The organism is Oryzihumus sp. (genome assembly GCF_054325275.1).
Map to the genome: position 1 here is coordinate 37,237 of NZ_JBTCWL010000006.1, position 24,950 is coordinate 62,186.

Sequence of the window (24,950 nt, forward strand, 5' to 3'; positions counted from 1 at the left end):
CGCCCTCACTGCCTCTCGGCGAAGGCCCGGCCGCGCACGGCCAGGGCGCCGGACGGGCCGAACCACCCCAGCACCGGCAGCGGTGCGGACACGTCCACCTGCACCACCCGAACCCCGCCGACCGGGCGCTCCGAGGCGCTGACGCCCTGCGCCCAGCGGCTGGAGAGGCTGGCGCTGATCAGGGCTCGGGCGCGGGCCGCACCATCGTCCGGCGTGCTGTCGGCGCGGGCACCGAATCGGGCCCCCTCGGCGGCGCAGGCGATCAACGTGTTGCGCACGTGCACCGCCACCCCCACCTGGAACACGGCCAGGAACAACGAGCTGACCAGCACGGACACCATCACGAAGTCGACGACGGCCGAGCCGCGGTCCCCGAGCGTCCGGGCTGGGCGGCTCACCGCGGCCCGGTCACCGAGGCCATCGCCTGGGTGAACATCGTCTGCAGCTGGTCCCCGGCCAGGGCCCAGAGCACCGTGACCAGACCCGCGGTCATCAGCGTGATCAGGACCCACCCGGGCACGTCGCCCCGGTCCGGCGCGCCGAGCCGGGCGCGTCCCCGGTGGCCCAGCTGCTGCACCAGGCCGAGCAGCCGCGCCGTCATGGACCGTGTGTCCGTCATCGTCTTCTCCCTCGTTCGGTGGAACGGTCGGTGGTCAGATCGAGAACTCCAGGAACGCCACGCCCGGGTAGATCGCGAAGAGCACGGTGACCGGCAGCACGAGGAAGACGACGGGGATCATCATCGCGATCTCCTTGCGCCCGCCCTGCTCCAGCACCGCGCGCCGGCCGGCCTCGCGTGCGTCCTGGGCCTGGGCCCGCATGACGTCCGCCAGCGGGGTGCCGCGCTCGACCGCGATGACGATCCCGTCGACGAAGCGGGCCAGGCTCGGCAGGCCGGTGCGGTCGGCCAGCCCCTGCAGCGCGTGCGGGAGCGTGGCGCCGGCACGGGCGTCGGCGAGGCAGTGACGCAGCTCCGCGGCCAGCTCCCCGCCGGAGAGGCGGCACACCCGCTCGAGGGCGCCGACCGTGCCCTCTCCAGCCCCGATGGCCAGGGCGAGCAGCTCGGCGACGGTGGGGAACTCCCGCAGCATGCGGGCCTCACGGCTGCTGGCCTGGTGGCTCAGCCGCTGGTCGCGTGCGACGACCCCGGCGGCGACCGCGAGGACCACGAGGAGCACCAGCCCGGTGGCGCTGCCCTTGCCGCGCCACCACAGCGTCGCCGCCAGCGCCATGCCCGCGAGCCCGCCGGCGGCGCCCCACAGCACCTGCTCGGCCCGGAACGCCTCGACGTCCGGGCGGCGACCGGCCCGCTCGAGCCGTCGCCGCACCGACGTGCGACCGCCCATGACGCGGTCGACCCCGTCGGCGAGCCGGGCCACCAGCGGCACGAGCAGGGCCGGAAGCCCGGGCGTGTGGCCGCCTGCGCCGAGCAGTCGCGAGGGCCGCGGCGTGTCGCGCAGGTAGGGGGCCAGGCGCTGCTCCAGGCCGGGGCGCCGTCGCAGCGGCAGCCCGGCGACGACCAGCGCGGCGCCGGCAGCCCAGCACAGGCCCAGGACCGCGCCGGCCCAGGACCAGCCACCGCTCAGCAGCGCGTGCAGGCTCATCGCAGCACCCTGGGGTCCTCGGGCAGGCGCCCGATCCGCAGCATGACGCGGTAGGCGACCAGGCAGACCACCCCACCGCCGACCAGGACCGCCACCCCGGCCGGGCGGCCGTAGGCCGCCAGCGCGCCGGTGCGTGTGGACATCATCGCGAGCACCAGCCACGGCGCGGCCACCGCCAGCCGTGCGGCGTTGACTGTCCAGCCCTGGCGGGTCTCCAGCTCGGCCCGGGTCCGCGCGTCGTCGCGCAGGAACGTCGACAGGGTGCGCAGCAGCCGGCCCAGGTCACTGCCCCCGACATCGCGCGCGATGCGCAGGGACTCCACGAGCCGGTCGGCGACGGGGTCGCTGAGCCGCTCCTTGAGCCGGTCGAGGCAGGACTGGAAGTGGCCGGTGGCGCGGTAGTCCTCGGCGAAAGCCGCGAAGGCCGGCCGGAGCTCCTCCGGCCCTCGGGCCTGCAGCTGTCCCAGCGCCTCCGGCAGGGCCAGGCCGGCGCGGACCCCCGAGGCGAGGTTGTCGACGGCGTCCGGCCACAGCTCACGCAGCACCGCCCGGCGGCTGCGTGCCCGGGCGCGCACCAGGCCGACCGGCGCCCAAGCCGTCATGGCCGCGAAGCACCCGGCCACCGGCAGCACTCGGGTCGTCGCCCAGAAGCCGGCCAGCACCACCGCACCCGCGACGATCGAGCCCAGCACCAGCGCCGCCGGGCGCACGCCGTCGAGGCCCGCCTGGACCAGCTCGTCGGCAAGGCGGGCCCGCCGTCGTGCGTGCGCACGCTCCCGGGCCGGCGGCCGCGTCCAGCAGGACCACCAGATGCAGAAGAGCCCGGCTCCGAGCAGCAGCCCCACGAGCAGGCCGGTCATGACGCGTCCTGGGCCAGCAGGGTGACCAGGTCGTAGCCGGCGCGCTCGAAGCGGTCCGCGTGCGGCGGGAAGCCGTCCGCCCGCCGCAGCTGCCCGTCCCGGCGGACGAACAGGTCGGCGATCTCCACCACCCCGGCCTCGACCCGTCCGGGGACCGCTGCGACCTCGCGGACCCTGCGCACGCCGTCGCGGTCGAGGCCGAGGTGCACGACCACGTCGACCGAGCCGGCCACCGTCGGCACGACGAACCGGCTGCCGACGTTCTCACCGGCCAGCAGCGGCAGGGTGCACATCTTCGTGACGGCCTCGCGGGCGCTGTTCGCGTGCAGGCTGCACATGCCTGGCAGGCCGCTGTTCAACGCGATCAGCAGGTCCAGGCTCTCGGCCTGGCGCACCTCGCCGACGATGATCCGGGAGGGCCGCATCCGCAGCGCCTCGGTCACCAGGCGGCGCAGCGGCACCTCGCCCGTGCCCTCGAGGCTGGGCTGCCGGCACTGCATCGAGGCCACGTCGCGCAGCGGGATCTTGAGCTCGAAGACCTCCTCACAGGTCACCACCCGCTCCCGGGGAGGGATCGCCGCGGCGAGGCAGTTGAGCATCGTCGTCTTGCCGGCCTGGGTGCCGCCGGCCACCAGGATGTTCAGCCCGCTGACGACCGCCGCCTCGAGGAAGCGCGCAGCCTGGCGGGTCAGGGTCCCGAGCCGCACGAGGTCGTCGAGGTGGTCGGCCTTGACGACGAACTTGCGGATGTTGACCAGCCAGTGCTCCCGCGTGATGTCGGGGATGACCACGTGCAGGCGCGACCCGTCAGCCAGGGTCGCGTCGACGAACGGCGAGGACAGGTCGACCCGGCGGCCCGAGGTGCGCAGCATGCGCTCCACGAGGTCGCGCACGTCCGCCGCGGTCAGGATGGTCGTGGTCAGCTCGGCCACGCCGTCCCGCGCCACGAACACCTTGCCCGGCGCGTTGATCCAGATCTCCTCGACCCGGGGGTCCTCGAGATAGCCCTGCAGCGGACCGAGCCCCGCCACCGCGTCGAGCACCGACTTCGCTGCCGCGTCCAGGTCGGCGAGCGCCGGCAGGCCACCGTGCAGCGACCGCTCGTCGTAGTCGGCCACCGCGTCCCGCACCAGCTGGCGCACCTCGCGGGCGTCCCGGGCCGGGTCCAACCCTGAGCGCCGGATCAGCTCGCGCACCTCGCCCTCGACCGTGCTCACCGCGTCCACGCCGCGTCCCCCGAACGTCGCTCCGGCGCCGGGCGTGACCCGGCAGCTGACCGGACCGAGGGTAGGGCGGCGGCGTGAGCCCGCGCCGGGGCGAAGGACCTGCCTGTGGACAACGCGGCGGCCGGCCCGGGAACCCTGTGGACACAGCCGTTCCGGGCCCCGACTCCCAGCACAATGCCAACGAGCGACCCGAACCCGCGGGCGCCACCGCGAGGGGGTGCGGCCATGGAGATCCGTCTGTCCGTCGTCGCCCCGGCCGGTGCCGGCGTGCCCGTCGACGTCACGGTCCGCACCCCACCGGGTGCGACCGCCGCGGACCTCGGCCCCGCCCTCGCCGAGGCCAGCGGGTATGCCGGCCGGTCGCCGGCCCTGTTCGTCGACGGCATGGCCGTCCCCGGCGGCCACCCCGTCGGCAGCCCACCGCTGCTCGAGGGGGCGCTGGTGACACTGGACGACCCCGGCATGCGCGACCGTTCGGGCGTGCCCGGCGTGCTCGAGCTGCACGTCGTCGGCGGTCCTGACTGCGGGCAGGTGCACCGGTTGACGCCGGGCGAGCACGTCGTGGGTCGCGGCGCCGAGGCGGCGATCCGCATCGAGGACCCGGACCTGTCCCGCCGCCACGCCCGGGTCACCGTCCGGCACGCCGGCGTCACTGTCGAGGACCTCGGCTCGACCAACGGCACCGTCGTCGACGGCGACGCCCTGGTCGGGCGGCCCCATCCCCTGACCACCGGCAACCGGGTCGTACTGGGCTCGAGCACGGTCGTCCTGCGTGTCCCGGGGAGCGCACCGGCGGCGGTGCACGAGGACGGGCTCGGACACCTCCTGGTCAACCGCAGCCCGCGGATCCTGCCGCCTCCGGAGCCGGTCGAGGTCTGCCTGCCGGCCCGCCCGCGGCAGCGGGAGGCCCCGCGGGTGCCGCTGCTGGCGAGCGTGGTGCCCCTGGCCCTGGCGGTCCCCATGGCGGTGCTGACCCACTCGCCGGTCTACCTGCTGTTCGCCCTCATGGGGCCGGCGATGATGCTGGGCAACGTCATCGGGGACCGGCGGTCCGGGCGGCGCTCCCATGCCCGCGCCCGCGCCGACCACGAACGCGAGCTCACCGCCGCCCGGGCGCGGGTCGAGGCCGCCCTGCTCGAGGAGTCCGCGCGCCGGCACACCCAGCTGCCGGACCTCGCCGAGCTGCTGGCCACCGTCGAGGGCCCGCACGCCCGCTTGTGGGAGCGGCGCCGCACCGAGGACGACCTGCTGCTGCTCCGGGTCGGCACCGCCGACCTGCCGTCGCGGGTGACCGTGGTGGAGCCCGACGAGGCCCACCGGCGCACCACGCCGGAGGTGCAGCGGGTGCCGGTCGGGGTGTCCCTGGCCGACGTCGGGGTGCTCGGCGTGGCGGGCGCCCGGGGACCGGCGACCGGCCTGGTGCGCGCCCTCATCGCCCAGGCCTGTGGCTGGCACTCCCCTCGGGACGTGCGCCTCGTGGTCCTGGCCTCGGACACGAGCCGTGCTGCGGACCTGGCCTGGACGGCATACCTGCCGCACTGCCGTCCCGGTCCCGGCGAGGACTGCCGCGCGCTCCTGGGGGTGCTCTCCCCCACCGGTGACCAGGTGCGCCGCCGGGTCGCCGAGCTGACCGGGCTCGTCGCCGAGCGCCGCGCGTCGGCGCCCCACGACGGGCGCCCCTGGAAGGGCCACCGGGTGGTCGTCGTGCTCGCCGGGGCCCACCGGCTGCGCACGGTGCCGGGGGTCGCGGCGCTGCTGGAGGAGGGGCCGGGCGTCGGCGTCCACTTCCTCTGTCTGGACGACGAGGCGGCCCGGCTGCCGCTGGAGGCCCGGGCCACGGTGCACCTGGTCGGCCAGGTCAGCCCCCGCCTGCGGGTGCAGGTCACCGGCGCGCCGGCCGTGCCCGACGTGGTGCCCGACCAGGTCGCGGCCGCCTGGGCCGAGCGTTTCGCCCGCGCGCTGGCCCCGCTGCGCGACGCCACCCCCGAGGACGACACCGCCGAGGTGCCCGATCAGGCCCGGCTGCTCGACGTGCTGCCCTTCGACGCCACCGACGCCGAGGCGGTGGCGCGACAGTGGGCGCGCCTGCCCCGCTCGACGATGGCACTGCTCGGGGTCGCGGCCGAAGGCCCGTATGCCGTGGACCTGCGCCGCGAGGGGCCTCACCTGCTCGTCGGGGGCACGACCGGCGCGGGCAAGTCCGAGCTGCTGCAGACGGTGATCGCCTCGCTGGCGCTGGCCAACCGGCCGGACGAGCTCGGCTTCGTCCTCGTCGACTACAAGGGCGGTGCGGCGTTCAAGGACTGCGCCCGCCTGCCACACACCCTGGGTCTGGTCACCGACCTCGACGACCAGCTCGCCGAGCGGGCGCTGGTCTCGCTCCGGGCGGAGCTGACCCGGCGGGAGCGCATCCTGCGCGAGGCCGGCGTCAAGGACATCGACGACTACCACGCGCTGGCCATCCGTCCCGGGCCGGCCCTGCCGCGGCTGGTGCTCGTCGTGGACGAGTTCCGGGTGCTCGCCGAGGACCTGCCGGCCTTCCTCGACGGCGTGCTGCGGGTGGCGGCAGTGGGTCGCTCCCTCGGCGTGCACCTCGTCCTGGCGACCCAGCGCCCCGCGGGCGTCGTGACGGCCGACATCAAGGCGAACGTCTCGCTGCGGATCGCCCTGCGGGTGCGTGACCGGGTGGACTCCGAGGACGTGATCGACGCCCCCGACGCGGCCACGATCTCCGAACGCACCCCGGGACGGGCAGTACTGCGCAGCGGGTGCGGTCCGCTCGTGGCGTTCCAGACGGCACGCGTCGGTGGCCGGGAGTCCGCCCCCGAGGTCCCCGAGGTCGAGGTTGAGGTCCAGGTGCGCGACCAGCTCGGTGACCCACCCGCTCGCCGCCCGGTCGGCGCCCTCGCCCAGGGCCCGACCGACCTCGTCCGCATCGTGGAGTCGGTCCGGACCGCCGCGGCGGCGACCGCGCTCGACCCGGTCACCCGGCCGTGGCTGCCGCCGCTTCCCGGCCAGGTGCTGCTCGGCGACCTCGGGCCGGCCACCGGTCCGGCGGTGCCCTACGCGGTGGCGGACCGCCCCGACCGGCAGAGCCAGGAGGTGCTCACCTGGCAGCCGGGCCGTGACGGGCACCTCGCCTTCGTCGGTGCCGCCCGCAGCGGGCGCACCAGCGCACTGCGAACCATGGCCGGGTCCCTGGCCGGTCGCCACTCCCCCGGCGACCTGCACCTGCATGCCCTCGACGGGGGCTCCGGCGGCCTGCAGGCGCTGGCCTCGCTGCCACACACAGGCACGGTCGTGGGCCGGCAGGACGTGCCCCGCGCCGCCCGCCTCGTCAGCCGCCTGGTGCAGGAGCTCACCCGGCGTCAGCAGCTACTCGGCGAGCTCGGTGTGGGCTCGGTCCAGGAGCAGCGCGACGCCTGCCGCGAGGCGCAGGGCACGCCGCTGCCGTGGCTGGTGCTCCTGGTCGACGGCTGGGAGGGGCTGACCCAGGCGTTCGTGGGCGTCGACCACGGCCGGCCCACCGACCAGCTGCTGCGGATCCTGCGCGACGGCCCGGCCGCAGGGATCTCGCTGCTGCTCGCCGGGGGTCGGGACCTGCTGCTCTCCCAGGTGTCGTCGCTGGTGCCGGACAAGCTCGTCCTGCCCCTGACCGACCCGACCGACCTCGTCATGGCCGGGATCCCGTCGTCCGCCGTGCCGCACGAGCCCCCGCCGGGACGGGCCGTCCGGGCCCACGACCACGTCGAGCTGCAGCTGGCCCTGCTGGCCCCCGGTGGCGCAGCCGCGCAGACGCGAGCCCTCGCCGAGGTGGCCGAGGGCTGGTCCGGTCACGCCGGCGACGCAACAGGTGTCGCCACGCCGCTGCGCCTCCGGGCGCTACCCGACGCCGTGGTCGACAGCGCCCTGCCGACCACACCCGTCGGCGACCTCGCCGCCGCCGACTGGGCACGACTCGGCGTGGGAGGTGACGCGGCGGAGGCGGTCGGCGTCGACCTGCGCCACAGCCCCGCGGTCCTGGTCGCCGGGCCTCCCGGCAGCGGACGGTCGACGGCGCTGTGCGCCATGGCCCGCCACCTCGCCGCGGCCGCCCGGCCGGTCGCCGTGGTCGCACCGCGGCCCTCACCGGTGACGGGCCTGTCGGCCGACGGTGTGGCCGAGCTGGTCGACGCGCATGACCGGGAGGCGATGCTCTCCCTGGTCAAACGACACGACGACCTGGTGGTCCTCGTCGACGACGCCGAGCTGCTGCTGGACACACCCGTGGAGGAGACGCTGGTCGAGGTGCTGCGCAGCCGTCGCGGACGGGTTGTGGTGCTCTGTGCGGGCGCCACCGACGAGCTGTCGGCGACCTTCCGCGGGCTGACCACGGAGGCGCGCCGCCACCGCACCGGGGTGCTGCTGCGACCGGCCGGTCTCGCCGACGGCGACCTGCTCGGCGTGCGGGTCCGGGCGGCAGAACCGGGCCCACCCGGGCGTGGCCTGCTGGTCCAGCAGGGCGTCGTGACACCCGTGCAGGTGGCGACGTCCGGCTGAGCGGCAGCCCTGCGGCTCAGCCGGTCTCGCGTCCCGAGAGCACGGTGGCGCCGATGCCGACGACGGCGGTCAGGAGCACCAGCGCGCCGATCAACGCCACCCCCGACTGGAACATCCCCCACGCCACGGGCAGCAGCAGCGCGAGCCAGACGACCGCCGGTGTCCGGGCCCACCGCAGGCCGTGCCACAGCCCCCAGGCCAGCAGGCCGAGGAACGCGATCGCGATGACGAACAGCACCATCGACATCACGGCGCGGCTGCTGTTGCTGGTCTCGCCCCGGACCAGCTCCACCAGGTAGAAGACCGTGAAGCCGAGGATGGCGAGGGCCTGCACGACGAGGACGCCGGCGGCGACGCGGGCGGCCCGGCGGATGGTGGGCTCGGGGGTGGTCGTCACGCGGACGAGGGTATCCGGCGGGGCCTCCCACCCGTGATGGCGGCGTCGGTGGCGCCCCACCACACGACACCCCCGTGACCGGCGTGACAGGGTGGTGTGTGACCATGCGAGATGCCGGACGACAAATGTCAGTCACGGCTCTTGTCGCGGGCGCACGCGATCTGTGACTCTGGTCTCCCGGAACACGGCAGCGGCCGAATCCGTTGGCCAGAACGCACCACCTGCCCAAGAATGGACTCGGGCCTGACACGGAAGTTACGACTCGGTAGCATGGGCACTTGTGCCTGCGGCCGATCATGGACCGACACGGCCCCCCGTTCACCCAACGCCTGACCCGACGCCTACGACGCTGACCCACGGCCACGATTCAAGGAGCACGATCCTGATGGACTGGCGCAACCGCGCTGCCTGCCTGGAAGAGGACCCCGAGCTGTTCTTCCCGATCGGGAACACCGGTCCGGCACTTCTCCAGATCGAAGAGGCGAAGGCTGTCTGCCGACGGTGCGAGGTCGTGGACACCTGCCTGAAGTGGGCCATCGAGACCGGCCAGGACGCCGGTGTCTGGGGTGGCCTGTCCGAGGACGAGCGCCGCGCCCTCAAGCGCCGCAACGCCCGCGCCCGCCGGGCCGGCTGAGCCCCGGGAGCCTGTCCCACGACGTCATCCGTCCCCGCGAGGACGAAGCCGCGCGACGAACCGCACCGTGGTTCCGCGCGGCTTTGCGCGTTCCCAGGTGATGCGGCCGCGCATGTCCTGCACCAGCGAGGTGACGATCTGCGTCCCCAGCCCTGAGCGGCCGGGGTCGAAGTCCTCCGGCAGGCCGGCGCCGTCGTCGGTGATGGTGACGCTGAGCACCTCCTCCTCCCCCTCGGTGCTGCGGCGGGCGTCCACCGTCAGCTGACCGCCCTGCGCGGCGAGCCCGTGCTCGACGGCGTTCTGCACCAGCTCGCTGACCACCATGGCCAGCGCGGTCGCGTCCTCGGCCCGGAGCCGGCCGAACGACCCCGTGCGCACGGTGCGCACCGGCACCTCGCGGGTGGCCACCTCGACGACGCTGGAGAGCCCGCGCGCGGCGATCTCGTCGAAGTCGACCGTCTCGTCGAAGCCCTGGCTGAGCGTCTCGTGCACCAGCGCGATCACCGCCACCCGGCGCACCGCCTCCTCCAGCGCGGCCTTGCCCTCGCTCTCGGGCAGCCGGCGCGCCTGCAGCCGCAGCAGGGCGGCAACGGTCTGCAGGTTGTTCTTCACCCGGTGGTGGATCTCGCGGATCGTCGCGTCCTTGGTGAGCAGCTCCTGCTCGCGCCGGCGCAGCTCGCTGACGTCGCGCAGCAGCACGATCGCGCCGATCCGGTGCCCGGCCTCCATCAGCGGGATCGCCCGCAGCGAGACGCTGGCCCCACGGGTCTCCACGTCGGTGCGCCACGGCGCCCGGCCGCTGGTCACGAGCGGCAGCCCCTCGTCGACCGGGGACTCGTCGTGCAGCACCTCGGAGATGATCCGTGACAGCGACGACCCGACCACGTCGCCGACGTGCCCGAGACGGTGGATCGCCGAGACCGCGTTGGGGCTGGCGTAGTTGACCGTGCCGTCGGGGTCGAGCCGGATCACCCCGTCGCCCACCCGGGGGGCGCCCCGGCGCTGCCCGGTCGGGGCGGCCCCCCGGGTGGGGAACTCCCCCGAGGCCACCATGCGGGCCAGCGCGTCGGCCGTCGCAAGGTAGGTCAGCTCCAGGCGGCTCGGCGTGCGCATCGTGGCGAGGTTGGTGTGCCGGGTCAGCACCGCGATCGGCCGCCCCTCTCGCACCACCGGGATGGCCTCCTCGCGGATCGGCATGTCGTCACGCCACTCCGGGTCGCGCTCCCGGATGATCCGGACCCCGTCGAAGGCCTGGTCCAGCAGCGGCCGGCGGCCCGAGCCCACCCGGCGCCCGACGTAGTCGTCGAAGAACACCATGGGGCCGGTCGTGGGGCGCACGTGCGCCACCGCGACCCAGCCGCGGTCGCGCGAGCGCGCCCACAGGACCAGGTCGGCGAAGGACAGGTCCGAGAGCAGCTGCCAGTCCCCGACCAGCAGGTGCAGCCACTCGACGTCCGCGGGCGTCAGGTCGGTCTGCTCCCGCAGCACGTCGGTCAGGGTCGGCACACCAGCGAGCCTAGTCGGCAGCGGCCCGCCGACGACGCAGGTGCCCGCGGATCGGAAGCCGTTGGCACGACTGCCGATCCGCGGTCACGCGCGACGTCAGACGGTGGCGGCTCCGCTGCGGATGACGCCACGCAGCGTGCGCAGCGCCACGGACAGTGCCGAGATGCCGGGGTGCTCCAGGCGCTGGATGCCCGAGAGCGCCACCCGGGCCCGGGACAGCTGCTCGGCGTTGGCCGCCGACCACGCGTCGATCCGCTCCCGCGGGGTCTCACCCGGCTCGGTGCCCTCCAGGACCGACTTGGTGAGGGCCTCCAGCACGGCATACAGGTCGTCGCGCAGCGCGGCGCGGGCCAGGGCGTCCCACCGGTCGTCGCGGGGCAGCATCGTGACCTGGCCGAGCATCGCGTCGATGCCGAACCGCTCGGAGAGCGCGAAGTACAGCGGCGCGACCTCCGCGGCCTCGCGGCCGGTGTCGGCGGCGATCTCCACCACGTCCAGCAGCGAGAACCGGTCGAGCAGGCCGGCGGCGTCCGTCGCCATGGCGCCGGGGGCACCGACGTGCTCCAGCTCCCGGGCCCGGCGCTCGAGCCGCTTGCGCTCGTTGCCCTGCAGCAGCTGGGGCACCTGCGGACCGAGGTGCTCGACGACCCCGCGGAACCGTTCGACCTCGGCGGCCACGTCCAGCGTCGCCGGGCGGTTCTGCAGGAACCAGCGCACCCCGCGGTCCAGGAGTCGGCGGAACTCCAGGTAGAGCGCGGTCTGGGTCGCCGTGGAGACGACGTTGTCAAGGTCCTCCACCGCGGTGACGTAGTCGCGCAGGTTGAACACCTCGCGGCACACGACGTAGGCCCGGGCGACCTGCTCCGGTGTGGCCCCGGTCTCCTCCGAGGCCCGGAAGGCGAAGGTGATGCCGCCCCGGTTGACCATGGAGTTGACCACGGCGTTGGTGACGATCTCGCGGCGCAGCGGGTGGCTGGCCAGCTCCTGCTGGTAGTGCTCGCGGATCGGCTCGGGGAAGTAGTCGGTCAGCGTCGCCTGGAACCACGGGTCGTCCGGCAGCCCGGTCGGCAGCAGGTCCTCCTTGAGGGCCAGCTTGGCGTAGGCCACCAGCACCGAGAACTCCGGCGACTTCAGGCCCAGGCCGGCGTCCTGGCGGCGGTCGATCTCGCTGTCCGAGGGCAGGAACTCCAGCTCGCGGTCGAGGTCGCCGCGCTCCTCCAGCCAGTGGATGAGGCGCTTGTGCACCGGCAGCATCGCGTGCTCCTGCGCCCGGGCGTTGCCCAGCAGGACGTTCTGCTCGTAGTTGTCCCGCAGCACCTGCTGGGCGACCTCGTCGGTCATCGAGGCCAGCACGGTGTTGCGCTGCTTCAGCGTCAGGTCGCCGTCGCGCATCAGCCCGGTCAGGAGGATCTTGATGTTGACCTCGTGGTCGGAGGTGTCCACACCGGCGGAGTTGTCGATCGCGTCGGTGTTGACGCGCACCCCGGCGAACGACGCCTCGATGCGGCCGAGCTGGCTCAGGCCGAGGTTGCCACCCTCGCCGATCACCTTGCAGCGCAACGCGTTGCCGTCGACGCGGATGGCGTCGTTGGCCCGGTCGCCGATGTCGGCGTGGGACTCCGAGGAGGCCTTGACGTAGGTGCCGATGCCGCCGTTCCACAGCAGGTCGACCGGCGCCAGCAGGATCGCCTTCATCAGCTCGGCGGGGGTCATCGTGCTCACCCCGCGCGGCAGCCCGAGCGCCGCCGCGGCCTGCTCGCTGATCGGCACCGCCTTGGCCGAGCGCGGGAACACCCCGCCGCCCTCGCTGATCAGGCTGCTGTCGTAGTCGGCCCACGAGGAACGGGGCAGGTCGAACAGCCGGCGACGCTCGACGTAGGACGTGGCCGAGACCGGGTCGGGGTCGAGGAAGATGTGCCGGTGGTCGAACGCGGCCACGAGCCGGATGTGCTCGGAGAGCAGCATCCCGTTGCCGAAGACGTCGCCGCTCATGTCGCCGACGCCGACCGCGGTGAAGTCCTCCTTCTGCGTGTCGATGCCCATCTCGCGGAAGTGCCGCTTGACCGACTCCCACGCGCCGCGGGCCGTGATGCCCATGGCCTTGTGGTCGTAGCCGGCCGAGCCACCGGAGGCGAACGCGTCGTCGAGCCAGAAGCCGTAGGACTGCGCCACCCCGTTGGCGATGTCGGAGAAGGTCGCGGTGCCCTTGTCGGCGGCGACGACCAGATAGGTGTCGTCCTCGTCATGGCGGACCACGTGCTGCGGCGGGACGGCATCGGTGCCGACGAGGTTGTCGGTCACGTCGAGCATCCCCGAGATGAACAGCTTGTATGACGCGACCCCCTCCGCGAGCCACGCGTCGCGGTCAACGGTCGGGTCGGGCAGGGCCTTGGCGAAGAACCCGCCCTTGGACCCGGTGGGCACGATGACGGCGTTCTTGACCATCTGCGCCTTGACCAGGCCGAGGACCTCGGTGCGGAAGTCCTCACGCCGGTCGCTCCAGCGCAGGCCACCGCGGGCGACCTTGCCGAAGCGCAGGTGCACGCCCTCGACGCGGGGGCTGTAGACCCAGATCTCGAACATCGGCCGCGGCGCCGGAAGGTCGGGGACCTTCTTGGGGTCCAGCTTGAAGCTGACGTAGCTCTTGGGTGCCCCGTCGGCGTCGGGCTGGAAGTAGTTGGTGCGCAGCGTCGCCCGGATGACCCCGAGGAACGCCCGGATGATCCGGTCGTGGTCGAGGCTGGCGACCTGCTCCAGCGCCGACTCGATCGCCTCGCCGACGGCCTGCTGGGCGTCCTCGCGGGCCTGCAGGTCCGTGCCGGCGGCGGGGTCGAAGCGCGCCTCGAACAGCGAGACCAGCTGCGCGGCGATGGCGACGTTCGAGACCAGGGCGGCCTCGACATACTCCTGGCTGAAGGTGGACCCGGTCTGGCGCAGGTACTTGGCGACGGCGCGCAGGATGACCACCTGGCGCCAGGTCAGCCCGGCCTCGAGGACGAGGGCGTTGAACCCGTCGCTCTCGGCGCGCCCGTCCCAGACCGCGGAGAACGCGTCCTGGAACAGCTCGCGCACCCCCCCGTCGCCCACACCGCCGGCCCAGGCGTCCGAGCGCGGCGCGACCAGGCCGAAGTCATAGACGTAGACAGTCACGCCGTCGGCGCGGTCGATCTCGTAGGGCCGTTCGTCGACGACCTCGACCCCGAGGTGGGTGAAGAGGGGCAGCACCGCGGTCAGGGACAGCGGGCCACGGCGGTAGAGCTTGAAGCGGCGCTCCTGGGCCGGGCTGCCCGGCTCCTGGTAGAGGTTGAGCCGCACCGAGTCCGCGGACTCCAGGGCCTCGATGTGGCGCAGGTCGACGATGCCGACGCGGGGGGTGAAGTCCTCCTTGTAGGCCTCGGGGAACGCCTTGCCATACAACCCGATCAGGCGGGCGGCTGCCTCCTCGCCGTGCTCGGCGCGGGCGACTTCGCCGAGGTCCTCGTCCCAGGTGCGGGTCGCGTCGACGATCTGCTGCTCCAGCAGCGCCTCGTCGACCTCGGGAATGGCCTCGCCGGAGCGCACGCGCACGACGAAGTGCAGCCGGGCGAGCACCGACTCGGACACCCGGGTGGTGTAGTCGACACTGGCGCCGTGGAACGCCGCGCGCAGCAGCGCCTCCATCTTCAGCCGCACCGCCGTGGTGTAGCGGTCGCGCGGGATGTAGACCAGGCACGACATGAACCGGCCGTATTCATCACGGCGCAGGAACAGCCGGGTCCGCCGGCGCTCCTGCAGGTGCAGCACCGCGGTCGCGATCTCGGTCAGCGCCTCGGTCTCGGTCTGGAACAGCTCGTCGCGCGGGTAGGTCTCGAGCACCTCGAGCAGGTCCTTGCCCGAGTGGCTGTCGGCGGTGAAGCCGGTGCCCTGCAGGACCTTTCGGACCTTGTTGTCGATGATCGGCACCCGCAGCACCGACTCGGTGTAGGCGCTGGAGGTGAACAGGCCCAGGAACCGGCGCTCGCCGGTGACGTTGCCGTGGTCGTCGAAGGTCTTGACCCCGACGTAGTCGAGGTAGGTGGAGCGGTGCACCGTGGCGCGGGAGTTGGCCTTGGTGATGATCAGCAGGTGGTTGTCGCGGGCCTTGGCGCGGGCCTCGGGGGTGAGCCGGCTGAAGCTGACCGACTGCGGCTGGTCGTAACGCAGCAGGCCCAGCCCGGTGCTCGGCACGGCGCGCAGGACGTCGTCGCCGTCCTCGCTGGTCAGGGCGTACTCGCGGTAGCCGAGGAAGGTGAAGTGGTTGTCGGCCAGCCAGGTCAGCAGCCGGCGGGTCTCGGCGACCTCCTCGGGGTCCACACCGACCGGCGGGTGGGCCGTGAGCGACTCGGCGATCTCCGAGCAGGTGCTGCGCATCTTGGGCCAGTCCTCGACGGCCTCGCGCACGTCGGAGAGCACCTTGGACAGGCCGGCGGCGATGGCCGCGCGCTCGTCCTCGTCGCTCTCGCGGTCGACCTCCACGTGCATCCACGACTCGACGCCCTGACCGAAGCCGTCGTCGTCGAGGCTGTCGACGTCGAGGATCTCCTCGAGCTCGCCGGCGGCGTCACGGCGGACGGTCAGCTGCGGGTGGACGACGAGGTAGACCGAGCGCTCCTGGCGGGACAGCTCGGCGGTGACCGAGTCGACCAGGAAGGGCATGTCGTCGGTGACGATCTCGATGACGGTGTGGCCGCTGGACCACCCCTGCTCCTCCACCGTCGGGGTGAAGACCCGCACGTTGGCGGTGCCGACGGGACGGGACTGGGCGAGCTGCTTGTGCGACAGGGCCGCGCCGAGGAGGTCCTCCGGCGCGCGGGCGAGCAGGTCCTCGGTGGCGACGTGCCGGTAGTACCGGCGCAGGAACCGCTCGAGCGCCTCACCCCCCGCCCGTTCTGCGAGCTCCGCTGCGGAGCGGAGCAACTGCGACCGGGACTGCTCAAGCGACGCCGACATGGCTGAAATTTCCTCACCCAGATAAGCCCTGGCGCACGCCGTTGTGCGCCCGGCCCGAGCCTAGCGCTGCCACCTAGGCGCACGTGGCCGGGTTCGGGGACGCGGCCACACGGCATACCGGCCCGGGTATGCCGCGTGCTCACCTCACAGCGCGCCGCGCATCTCCCACAGCAACGGGTAGAAGCGCATCGGCAGCCGGCTGCGCAGGTAGGGCGCGCCGGAGGAGCCACCGGTGCCCGACTTCGTGCCGATCTGGCGCTCGACCATGGTCACGTGGCGCGCCCGCCACGCCGCCTGCTGCTCGTCGTGCTCGAGCAGCACCTCGGCCAGCTCCCAGATCTCGCCGTAGGTGCCCCGGTCCCGGGCCACGGTGACCAGGCTGGCGCTGACCTCGGTGTCGTCGCCGGTGGGCAGGCCGGCCCGGGCGAGCACGCCGACGAAGGCGTCCCACAGGGTCGGCTCGGCCAGGCGCCGGTCGAGGCGCGCGCGCTCCTGTGCGGACAGGCCCTTGAACCGCTGGAGGAAGCCGGGGTCCTTGTGGCCGGAGAGGAACTCCAGCTCGCGGAACTGCACCGACTGGAAGCCGCTGGCCGGTGCCAGCCGGTGCCGGAACTCCAGGAAGTCCTGCGGGGTCATCGTCTCCAGGATGTCGATCTGGTGGACCAGGACGTCCTCGATCGTGCCCACCCGGCGCAGCAGGTGCCGCGCCCACCAGAGCCGGCCCTCCTCCATGGCGTTGCGCGCGGCCTCGAGCTCGTGCAGCAGCTGCTTGAACCACAGCTCGTAGGCCTGGTGGATGACGATGAAGAGAAGCTCGTCGTGGGCCGGCGGGCTGGTCTCGGGCACCTGCTGGGACAACAGCTGCTCGACGCGCAGGTAGCTGCCGTAGGTGAGCCGCGCCCCCTCCTCCCCGAACTGGCGGTCGCCCTCGGCGCCCTCGGCGATGACCGGCTGCGGCCTCGAGAAGTCCACGAACTCTTCATCCATGCGCGCACCCTAGCCGCGCCACCCCGGCGCCTGTGGGTAACCCGGGCGGTGCGGGCCCGACACCGTAGGCTCGGCGGCATGGCAGCCCAGCCGAGCGTCGACCCCGCCACGCTGCTCGCGGTCTCGGAGCGGCTGGCCCGCGCGCGGGAGGAGGCCTTCGCCCTCTCCGGCGAGCTGCTGGACCACTACGTCGAGACCGGCGACACCCTGACCCAGCACGCGGTCGACCAGCTCGTCGAGCAGGCGGCCGACACGCTGCGGGCGTTGACCGACTCCTTCGGCGAGAGCACCCGGGCCCTGCGCGAGGCCGCCGCCCGCTACACCGCGGCGGAGCGCTCTGCCACGCCCGACGAGGGCGCACCGTGACCGACCCGGTGGTCCTCGGCGACCCGGCCGGCTGCTCCCGCCTCGGGGGCGCGATGCGGCGCGAGGCCGCCCACCTGACCGACCGGGCGGCCACGCTGGCCCGCACCGGCGCCGGACTGGCCCAGTGGCGCGGCCCGGCCGGGTCGGCCGCGCGTGACCGGGTCACGGTTGCGCTGACCGGCATGGCCGCCACGGCACGGGCACTGGACCAGGCCGGCGCGGCCCTGCAGCGCTACGCCACCGAGCTGGCCGAGGCCCACGAGCAGGGGCGTCGAGCCGCCGACCGGGCCGCCCGGGACGGGCTGCGCGTCGTCGACGGCCGGGTGCTGGAGGCCTGGGGGCCGGCGACGTCCGAGGAGGCCGAGCGCCGCCGCGCGCTGGTGCCCGAGCACCAGGCCCGGGTCGACCGGTTGTCCTCCGGGCTGGGCCGGTCCCGGGCCAAGCTGCAGCGCACGTGCGAGGAGCTGACCCAGGTGCTGCGCGCCCAGTCGCGGGCGCTGCGAGATGCGCCACCGCCGCGAGCCTGAGCCGCGCTACGCCACTACGGTGGGCCGCATGAGGATTCGCGCCACGATCGACTACGACGCCACCCCTGACGAGGTCTTCGCCATGCTCGCGGACCGCGACTTCCAGGACCGCAAGGCCAAGGCCACCGGCGCCCTGGAGCACGAGGTGTCCATCACGACCCGCGGCGAGCAGACCGAGATCGTCAGCAAGCGCACCATGCCCACCGATGAGTTCCCCGACTTCGTCAAGGGGATGGTGGGCGACCGGCTCCCGGTGACCGAGACGCACACGTGGGGCCCGGCCGCGCCCGACGGCTCCCGCCGGGGCGAGATCACCGTCGCGGTCGGCAACCTGCCGGTCGGGCTCCAGGGCACGCTCGCCCTCGCCCCCCATGGCGAGGGCACCACCCAGTCCGTGGACGGAGAGCTCAAGGCCCGCATCCCGCTCATCGGCGGCAAGGTCGAGAAGGCCGCCGCGCCGGCCATCGAGGCCGCCATCGACATCGAGCGCACCACCGGGCGGGCCTGGCTCGCCGACTGACCCGCCTGCCACAGCGCGACGGGAGGGTATGGCGACCACTCGCCATACCCTCCCGTCGTGCGTTCCCGGGGCTCAGCCCATGTGAGGGTACGCGTGGGTCTTCGGCGGCACGAAGGTCTCCTTGATGGAGCGCGCGCTGGTCCAGCGCAGGAGGTTCTGCGCGGCGCCGGCCTTGTCGTTGGTGCCCGACGCGCGGCCCCCACCGAAGGGCTGCTGGCCCACGACGGCACCGGTCGGCTTGTCGTTGATGTAGAAGTTGCCGGCCGCGAAGCGCAGGCGCTCGGTAGCGTCGGCGATCACGCCGCGGTCCTGGGCGATGATCGAGCCGGTCAGGCCGTAGGGCGCGAACGACTCCATCTGGTCCAGCACCTTGTCGTAGGTGCGGTCGGGGTAGACGTGCACCGACAGGATCGGGCCGAAGTACTCGGTGCGGAACGACTCGTCGGACGGGTCGTCGATCTCCAGGACCGTCGGGCGCACGAAGTAGCCCTCGGAGTCGTCGTACTTGCCGCCGGCGACGACGTTGATGCCCGACGTGGCGTGCGCCCGGTCGATGGCGTCCTTGTGCTTGGCGAACGCCCGGTCGTCGATGACGGCGCCCATGAAGTTGGACAGGTCCGTGACGTCACCCTGGGTCAGGCCCTCGGTGATCGAGACCAGGTCGGCCTTGATCTGCTTCCACAGGCTGCGCGGGACGTAGGCGCGCGAGGCGGCCGAGCACTTCTGGCCCTGGAACTCGAAGGCACCGCGGATCATGGCGGTGCGCAGCACGTCGGGGTCGGCGCTGGGGTGGGCCAGGATGAAGTCCTTGCCGCCGGTCTCGCCCACGATGCGCGGGTAGCTCCGGTAGCTCGGCAGGTTCGCGCCGACCTCCTGCCACAGGTGCTGGAACGTCGGGGTCGACCCGGTGAAGTGGATGCCGGCCAGGTCGGGGTCGGCCAGGGCGACCTTGGAGACGTTGAGCCCGTCACCGGTCACCATGTTGATGACGCCCGGGGGCATGCCGGCCTCCTCGAGCAGCTCCATCGTCAGCGACGCGGCCAGCTGCTGGGTCGGCGAGGGCTTCCACACCACGGTGTTGCCCATCAGGGCCGGGGCCGTCGGCAGGTTGCCGGCGATGGCGGTGAAGTTGAACGGCGTGATCGCGTAGACGAAGCCCTCGAGCGGGCGGTGGTCGGTGCGGTTCCAGATGCCCTTGGCGTTGGCCGGGGGCTGCTCGGCCAGGATCTGCCGGGCGAAGTGGACGTTGTAGCGCCAGAAGTCGATCAGCTCGCAGGCGGCGTCGATCTCGGCCTGGTAGGCCGTCTTGGACTGGCCCAGCATCGTCGCGGCGTTGAGGGTGGCCCGCCACGGGCCGGAGAGCAGCTCGGCGGCCTTGAGCAGGATGGCGGCGCGGTCGTCGAAGGACAGGCCGCGCCAGCCGGGGGCCGCGTCCTTGGCGGCCTTCACGGCGGCCTCGGCGTCGGCCACCGTCGCGTTGCGCATGGTGCCCAGGACCTTCTTGTGGGCGTGCGGCTGGCGCACGTCGATCTTCTTGCCCGCGCCCATGACCAGCTCGCCGCCGATGGTGTGGGGCAGGTCGACCCGCTCGCTGCCCAGCTTGGCGAGCGCCACCTCGAGGGTCGCGCGCTCGGGGCTGCCCGGGGCGTAGTCGAGGACCGGCTCGTTCACCGGCGCGGGGGTCTGGGTCACAGCATCCATCGCGGGTCTGGCTCCTTGTGGGAAGAGGTCGTGGACGACCCGCCTATGGTGGCACGCGTCCCGGGCGCGCTCCCACACAGCGGCCCGCAGCGGCAGACTCACCTCCTTGCAGGTATGCCGTCCGCACGACCGCGCGCCGACCCCCCGACGCCTACGATGCCCGGGTGACTTCTCTCACCGGTACGGCCCTCCGATGATCTCGACCGCAGGCCTGACGGTGCACGAGCTGGGCGACGCCGAGGCGGCCGGGACCCTGGTCCTGCTGCACGGCCTGACCGACTCCGGGCTGTGCTGGCCGGATGCTGTGCGGCGGTGGGGTCCGTCGTACCGCCTGTTCGCGGTGGACTTCCGCGGGCACGGCACCTCGCCCCGGTTCACCCACGCCCAGCTGGCGGCGGACCCGGGCGACCTGCTGCTGGCGGACACTGTGGGGCTGCTCGAGGACGTCGTGGACCTGACCGGGTCACCGGTGATGCTCGTGGCACATTCGATGGGCGCCGGGCTGGCCGGCGCTGCCGCCGCGCTGCGCCCTGACCTGGTTCGGGCGGCCGTCCTGGAGGAGCCGGCGTGGGGCATACGCCGCGACGAGGCCGAGGTCCACCGCCTGGCCCTGGAGCGGACGGCGTGGGTCCAGGAGTTCCGCGACGACCTGTCGGCCGCGATGGCCAAGGGCCTGGTGGAGAACCCGACATGGCCCGTGGCCGAGCTCGACCCGTGGGCCCGGTCCAAGCAGCAGGCCGACTCCGGCTTCCTCGCCCACGGGGTGGCGTGGCCGAGCCTGCCGTGGGACGAGTTCGCGCGGCGCATCGCCGTGCCGACCCTCGCGATCACCGGTGACCGCGAGGTGATCGTCGACGAGCGCACCCACGCGGACATCGCCGCGCTGGCCAACCCCCACCTGGAGGTCGCCGTCGTGCCCGGGGCCGGCCATTGCGTGCGTCGCGACCGAGGCGAGCAGTTCCACGCCGTCGTCGACCCCTGGCTCGCCAAGGCGGCGTCGTGACCGCCCTGGCGCGTCACGAGCTCGGCCTCGCAGCCGGCCCGACCCTCGCGCTGTTCCACGGCAACGGCGACTCGGGCCTGTGCTGGCCCGGGGCCGCCCGCCGGTGGGGCACCGCATACCGCGTCTGCGGGGTGGACGCCCGTGGGCACGGCGCCTCGCCTCGGTTCGCTGCGGGTGAGGTGGACCGGGCCGGCGAGGTGTTCGCCGACGACGCCGAGCGGGTGCTGGAGGACCTGGCCGCCGATGGCTTCCCCGTCGTCGCGGTCGGTCACTCGCTCGGAGCTGCGTCGCTGACGGCGGTGCTGGCGCGCCGCGCGGACCTGCTCGCCGGGGCGGTGCTCATCGACCCACCGTGGGACACCCCGCTCGTGCTGGGTCCTCGCCCGGAGGTCGGCGCCGTACGCGTGGAGCTGATCCGCCGCTACCAGGCCGACCCCGAGGCGGCGCTGGGCGAGCTTCGCGAGCGCCACCCGGAGTGGTCCCTGGAGGAGTGCCAGGCGTGGGTCGGGGCCAAGATGCACCTCGACCTCGCGCTGATGGCCTCCGGGAACGGCCGACCGGCAACTCCGTGGCCCGAGCTGGTGCCGGACATCCGGACACCGACCCTGGTGCTCACCGGCGACGACGAGGGCTGCCTGGTCGGGCCGGCCACGCGCGAGCTGCTTGCCGGGTGCGCCAACCCCGCGATCGCCGTCGAGGTGGTCGCCGGCGCCGACCACTACGTGCACCAGACCCGGGAGGAAGCCTTCCACGCCGTGGTCGACCCATGGCTGGCAGAGCGGTTCTGAGCCTCGCTCAGAGGAGCTCGACGAGCTGGCCCAGCTCGGTGGCGTCGTACCAGAGCAGCTCCTCGTCGTCGTCGGCACCGTCCTCGTCCACGTGGAAGGAGGCGATCCGCTTCAGCGGCACCGCCTCCGAGACCACCACCGCCGAGGGGGTGCTGGTCTCGCCGGGCACCTCCTCCTGCACGAGGGTGCTGGTGACGTCGGCCGCGGCCACGATGCGGCGCCCCTCGCCGCGCTCGAGCAGCAGCCGGGAGCTGGAGGCCGCGTCGCACAGCGCGGTGTACTCCCAGTCCTCCTCGTCGCCGGAGGGCTGGGCGGCGCGAACCGCCGAGGTGACCGCGTGGGCCCGCAGCGGCCGTCCGGCCACGACACCGCCGGCGTGCAGCTCGCGCAGGCCGGCGGCGTTGAGCGGCAAGTAGATTCGCGTCAGGGTCATCCCACGTCCTCGAAGTTGCTGCGATCGGGCAGTGGCGCCGGGTCCCGCAGCGCCGCCACGGAGGTGCGCAGCGAGGTCTGCACGACCAGCGGCCGCCGCGACACGTCCATGAGGTTAGCGCCGAACGCCGCGAGGTCCTCCGGCCCGGGGCCGAGCACGGTGACCTCGGCGCCGTCCTCGTGGACCTTGGCCAGCTCGCGCAGGCACCGGTTGGTCACCCGGTTGCGCCACTGACGCTCCAGCCGGGTCTGCCACTGGGTGGGCGTGTCGGTGACGAAGGAGACCTGGGGCGCCAGGACGTAGACCTCGTCGAGCCCCTGTCCCACCATGAGGTCGAGGTTGGTCGAGGACCAGGCACCACCGTCGATGAAGCGGTGCTCCCCGATCCGCACGGGGGTGTACCACCCCGGGATCGCGCACGAGGCCATCACGGCGTCGGCGAGGTGGGCCATCGGGGCGTCCTCGGCTCCGAAGGCGACCCGGGTGCCGGCGTCGTAATCGAGGGCCACCACCCTCACGCCCTGGCGCGGGGCCCACCCCTGCGGCACGACGTGGGAGACGAGCGCGCCGACCCGGTCGAGCCGGCCCCGCCCCTCGGGCAGCAGCGCCGCCAGGACCGCGGTCGGTGGCAGCTGGCGCAGCTGGCGGGCGTTGCGCAGCAACATCTCCCGCGACCCCAGCCCCCGCTTGGGCCGGGCCGGACGGTCACCACCGGTGTCGTGCTCGTAGTCGAAGGTGAAGCCGGCCAGCGGCCCCGAGGTGACCTCGCGGCCGAGCTGGTGCTCCAGCAGGTCCGAGACCGCGACGCCGGACCCCAGCAGGGCCGCCAGCACCGACCCCGCCGAGGTGCCGACGAAGGCGTCGAACCGCCGCACGTCGACGCCGACCTCGTCCTCGAGCGCCGTGAGCGCACCCACCATCCACGCTGCCCCCAGGACGCCACCACCGCCCAGGACCAGTCCGCGTCGGGTGCGCCGGGTCATCTGCCCGAGTCCCTGCTCTCCACGAGCTCGGCGAGGGAGTCGACGAGGCACTGGCCCAGCACGTCGACGTCGGGCATCGCGTCACGGTCGGCGTTGAGGCCGAAGTAGACCCCGCCGTCGTAGGAGGTCAACCCGATCGAGACGGCCTGCCCGCGGGCGAGCGGCATCACCGGGTAGGAGGAGAGCATGCGTGCGTCGCCGGCATACAGCGGCTGCTGGGGGCCGGGCACGTTGGTGATGACCACGTTGAACAGGCGGCGCGACATCGCGCTGCCGAGCCGCGCGCCCAGGGAGTGCAGGGTCGGCGGCGCGAACCCGGCGATGCCGGCGATGGACTCGGCGCCGACCGCCTGCCCGCCCTCCATCTGCTGGCGCATGGCGAAGGCGATCTGGTGCAGCCGCATCGACGCGCTCGGCTCCCCCACCGGCAGGTCCACGAAGCAGGCGGTGACCCGGTTGCCCAGGCGGGTCGTGTCCGCGGCGTCGTAGACCGAGACGGGGACCATGGCCCGCACCGTCGTGGCATTGTGCACGGCCTCGCCGCGGGTGAGCAGCCAGGACCGCAGCGCACCGGAGATGGTGGCCAGCACGACGTCGTTGACCGTCACGTCGTCGGAGTAGCTGCCGCGCGCCAGGCGCGCCCGCACCTTGCGGTAGTCGTCGAGGTCGGTGCCGACCATGCAGTAGCGCCGGGCCTCGCCGATCTCGGCGTTGAGCGGGCTCGTCGGTGCCGGGCGGGCGGCACTGCGGGCCACCGTCGAGGCCACCGCACCAAACGCTCCGACCACCCGGCCACCGATGGCCCGGACGTCGGCGACACCGCCGCGGACGTTGTCCAGGATCTGGCTCGGGCGACGCACCGCGTCCACGAGCGCCTCGGTGACCAGCTCGATGTCGCTGGGCTCCCGGGTCGGGCGCCAGGTGTCGGTCACCGGCTCCTCGCGGTCGGGGTCGGTGTCGAGGATGACGTGGGCGATGTCGACGGCGTTGATGCCGTCGACCAGCGCCTGGTGGGACTTGGTGACGATCGCGAAGCGGCCCTCGGCCAGGCCCTCGACGAGGTAGACCTCCCACAGCGGACGGTTGCGGTCCAGGGGCCGGGGCTGGATGCGGGCGACGAACTCCTCCAGCTGCTCGTCCGAGCCCGGGCGCGGCAGCGCCGACCGGCGCACGTGATAGGTGACGTCGAAGTCCTCGTCGTCGACCCACACCGGGTTGGCCAGATGTCCGGGCACCTCGCGCACCCGCTGGCGGTAGCGCGGGACGTAGGCGATGCGCGTGGACACCAGCCGGACCAGCCGGTCGTAGTCGAACCCCTCGTCCGGCGGCTGGAAGACCATGACCGATCCGACGTGCATCGCCGTCGTGGCTTCCTCGAGGTAGAGGAAGGACGCGTCCAGGGAGCTCAAGCGGTCAGGCACACGCTCATCGTGTCAGAGTTGCCCCGCCTAGACTGCCGGGCGTGACCACAATGACACGCATGCGCGCCGGCATGGCCGTCATCGCCCTGGGTGCCCTCACGGGCCCGCTGGCGGCGTGTGGCGGGTCCTCCGAACCGCCCGCCGCACAAGGGTCCTCGACCAGCGCGTCGACATCGAGCGGCCCCTCCACGGGGTCCTCGTCCCCCGCCCCGGCAGCGGGCCGCACGCTGCGGGTCACGATCACGGGCAGGACGGTCACCCCAGCGCCCAGCCAGGTGCGGATCAAGCCGGGCGAGACCCTGACCCTGGTGGTGACCAGCGACCACGACGACGAGCTCCACGCCCACGGCTTCGAGGTCGAGAAGGAGCTCAAGGCGGGCGTCCCGACGACGCTGGTGCTCAAGACCGACCTGCCTGGGGTCTACGAGGTCGAGACGCACCACCCGCCGCTGCGCTTGCTGTCCGTGGCCGTCCAGTGACCTGCCGG

Annotated in this window: 21 protein-coding genes; 8 read left to right on the forward strand and 13 right to left on the reverse strand. The window is 73.5% G+C overall.

Annotated elements, in window-relative coordinates; genetic code table 11:
• Positions 1-5 precede the first annotated feature (5 nt).
• From ACXVGS_RS02515 to ACXVGS_RS02535, 5 genes are read right to left on the reverse strand one after another with little or no spacing between them, the layout of a single operon-like run.
• Positions 6-398, reverse strand: a complete 393-nt coding sequence (locus ACXVGS_RS02515) for a TadE/TadG family type IV pilus assembly protein (RefSeq protein ID WP_458530265.1) — start codon at positions 396-398, stop codon at positions 6-8.
• Complete coding sequence (locus ACXVGS_RS02520) at positions 395-619, reverse strand: hypothetical protein (RefSeq protein ID WP_458530264.1); 225 nt, start codon at positions 617-619, stop codon at positions 395-397. The genes ACXVGS_RS02515 and ACXVGS_RS02520 overlap by 4 nt, the downstream gene beginning before the upstream one ends.
• A 34-nt stretch (positions 620-653) precedes the next feature.
• Entirely contained in the window at positions 654-1,604 is a 951-nt protein-coding gene (locus tag ACXVGS_RS02525; protein ID WP_458536018.1) for a type II secretion system F family protein, read from the reverse strand.
• Entirely contained in the window at positions 1,601-2,464 is an 864-nt protein-coding gene (locus ACXVGS_RS02530; protein WP_458532559.1) for a type II secretion system F family protein, read from the reverse strand. Before ACXVGS_RS02530 ends, ACXVGS_RS02525 begins: the two co-directional genes overlap by 4 nt.
• Entirely contained in the window at positions 2,461-3,690 is a 1,230-nt protein-coding gene (locus ACXVGS_RS02535) for a CpaF family protein (RefSeq protein ID WP_458533216.1), read from the reverse strand. The genes ACXVGS_RS02530 and ACXVGS_RS02535 overlap by 4 nt, the downstream gene beginning before the upstream one ends.
• Positions 3,691-3,915: 225 nt before the next feature.
• On the opposite strand from ACXVGS_RS02535, the gene ACXVGS_RS02540 reads away from it, so the two are divergent.
• Positions 3,916-8,229: an FtsK/SpoIIIE domain-containing protein gene (locus tag ACXVGS_RS02540; protein WP_458536595.1), complete on the forward strand. Its 4,314-nt coding sequence runs from the start codon at positions 3,916-3,918 to the stop codon at positions 8,227-8,229.
• A gap of 16 nt (positions 8,230-8,245) precedes the next feature.
• Here ACXVGS_RS02540 and ACXVGS_RS02545 read toward each other — a convergent pair whose 3' ends face one another.
• The gene (locus tag ACXVGS_RS02545) at positions 8,246-8,626 is read right to left on the reverse strand and encodes a hypothetical protein (RefSeq protein ID WP_458530259.1); all 381 of its coding nucleotides are present in this window, start codon (positions 8,624-8,626) and stop codon (positions 8,246-8,248) included.
• Between the two features lie 385 nt (positions 8,627-9,011).
• Between ACXVGS_RS02545 and ACXVGS_RS02550 the strand changes: the two genes are divergently transcribed.
• Entirely contained in the window at positions 9,012-9,260 is a 249-nt protein-coding gene (locus ACXVGS_RS02550; protein WP_141787485.1) for a WhiB family transcriptional regulator, read from the forward strand.
• A gap of 24 nt (positions 9,261-9,284) precedes the next feature.
• Here ACXVGS_RS02550 and ACXVGS_RS02555 read toward each other — a convergent pair whose 3' ends face one another.
• From ACXVGS_RS02555 to ACXVGS_RS02565, 3 genes are all read right to left on the reverse strand, one after another.
• Positions 9,285-10,766: a sensor histidine kinase gene (locus tag ACXVGS_RS02555; protein ID WP_458531622.1), complete on the reverse strand. Its 1,482-nt coding sequence runs from the start codon at positions 10,764-10,766 to the stop codon at positions 9,285-9,287.
• 96 nt (positions 10,767-10,862) lie between these two features.
• A complete protein-coding gene (locus ACXVGS_RS02560; RefSeq protein ID WP_458533218.1) occupies positions 10,863-15,734 on the reverse strand; it encodes an NAD-glutamate dehydrogenase in 4,872 nt (1,623 codons plus the stop codon).
• Positions 15,735-15,878: 144 nt separating this feature from the next.
• Positions 15,879-16,721 (reverse strand): tryptophan 2,3-dioxygenase, encoded by an 843-nt coding sequence (locus ACXVGS_RS02565; RefSeq protein ID WP_458529359.1) that lies wholly within the window; start codon positions 16,719-16,721, stop codon positions 15,879-15,881.
• Positions 16,722-16,799: 78 nt separating this feature from the next.
• On the opposite strand from ACXVGS_RS02565, the gene ACXVGS_RS02570 reads away from it, so the two are divergent.
• Genes ACXVGS_RS02570 through ACXVGS_RS02580 form a run of 3 tightly spaced genes read left to right on the forward strand, consistent with a single transcriptional unit; the run spans position 16,800 to position 18,134 of the window.
• Positions 16,800-17,087 (forward strand): hypothetical protein, encoded by a 288-nt coding sequence (locus tag ACXVGS_RS02570; RefSeq protein WP_458529358.1) that lies wholly within the window; start codon positions 16,800-16,802, stop codon positions 17,085-17,087.
• On the forward strand, positions 17,084-17,614 hold the full coding sequence (locus ACXVGS_RS02575) for a WXG100 family type VII secretion target (protein WP_458529357.1): 531 nt from the start codon (positions 17,084-17,086) through the stop codon (positions 17,612-17,614). Before ACXVGS_RS02570 ends, ACXVGS_RS02575 begins: the two co-directional genes overlap by 4 nt.
• A 28-nt stretch (positions 17,615-17,642) precedes the next feature.
• Positions 17,643-18,134 (forward strand): DUF2505 domain-containing protein, encoded by a 492-nt coding sequence (locus ACXVGS_RS02580; protein WP_458529356.1) that lies wholly within the window; start codon positions 17,643-17,645, stop codon positions 18,132-18,134.
• Positions 18,135-18,206: 72 nt separating this feature from the next.
• Here ACXVGS_RS02580 and pruA read toward each other — a convergent pair whose 3' ends face one another.
• A complete protein-coding gene (gene pruA, locus ACXVGS_RS02585; protein ID WP_458529355.1) occupies positions 18,207-19,835 on the reverse strand; it encodes an L-glutamate gamma-semialdehyde dehydrogenase in 1,629 nt (542 codons plus the stop codon).
• Between the two features lie 193 nt (positions 19,836-20,028).
• Here pruA and ACXVGS_RS02590 point away from each other — a divergent pair, with 193 nt between their 5' ends.
• Both ACXVGS_RS02590 and ACXVGS_RS02595 read left to right on the forward strand, forming a co-directional pair.
• Positions 20,029-20,838, forward strand: a complete 810-nt coding sequence (locus ACXVGS_RS02590; protein ID WP_458529354.1) for an alpha/beta fold hydrolase — start codon at positions 20,029-20,031, stop codon at positions 20,836-20,838.
• Complete coding sequence (locus ACXVGS_RS02595) at positions 20,835-21,626, forward strand: alpha/beta fold hydrolase (protein ID WP_458529353.1); 792 nt, start codon at positions 20,835-20,837, stop codon at positions 21,624-21,626. Before ACXVGS_RS02590 ends, ACXVGS_RS02595 begins: the two co-directional genes overlap by 4 nt.
• A 7-nt stretch (positions 21,627-21,633) precedes the next feature.
• Here ACXVGS_RS02595 and ACXVGS_RS02600 read toward each other — a convergent pair whose 3' ends face one another.
• The 3 genes from ACXVGS_RS02600 to ACXVGS_RS02610 are packed head-to-tail and all read right to left on the reverse strand — an operon-like array spanning position 21,634 to position 24,463.
• Positions 21,634-22,059 (reverse strand): DUF6912 family protein, encoded by a 426-nt coding sequence (locus tag ACXVGS_RS02600; RefSeq protein WP_458529352.1) that lies wholly within the window; start codon positions 22,057-22,059, stop codon positions 21,634-21,636.
• Positions 22,056-23,042, reverse strand: a complete 987-nt coding sequence (locus ACXVGS_RS02605) for a patatin-like phospholipase family protein (protein ID WP_458529351.1) — start codon at positions 23,040-23,042, stop codon at positions 22,056-22,058. Before ACXVGS_RS02605 ends, ACXVGS_RS02600 begins: the two co-directional genes overlap by 4 nt.
• The gene (locus tag ACXVGS_RS02610) at positions 23,039-24,463 is read right to left on the reverse strand and encodes a WS/DGAT/MGAT family O-acyltransferase (RefSeq protein WP_458531627.1); all 1,425 of its coding nucleotides are present in this window, start codon (positions 24,461-24,463) and stop codon (positions 23,039-23,041) included. Before ACXVGS_RS02610 ends, ACXVGS_RS02605 begins: the two co-directional genes overlap by 4 nt.
• Positions 24,464-24,513: 50 nt before the next feature.
• On the opposite strand from ACXVGS_RS02610, the gene ACXVGS_RS02615 reads away from it, so the two are divergent.
• A complete protein-coding gene (locus ACXVGS_RS02615; RefSeq protein WP_458529362.1) occupies positions 24,514-24,942 on the forward strand; it encodes a hypothetical protein in 429 nt (142 codons plus the stop codon).
• The last annotated feature ends 8 nt before the right edge of the window (positions 24,943-24,950 follow it).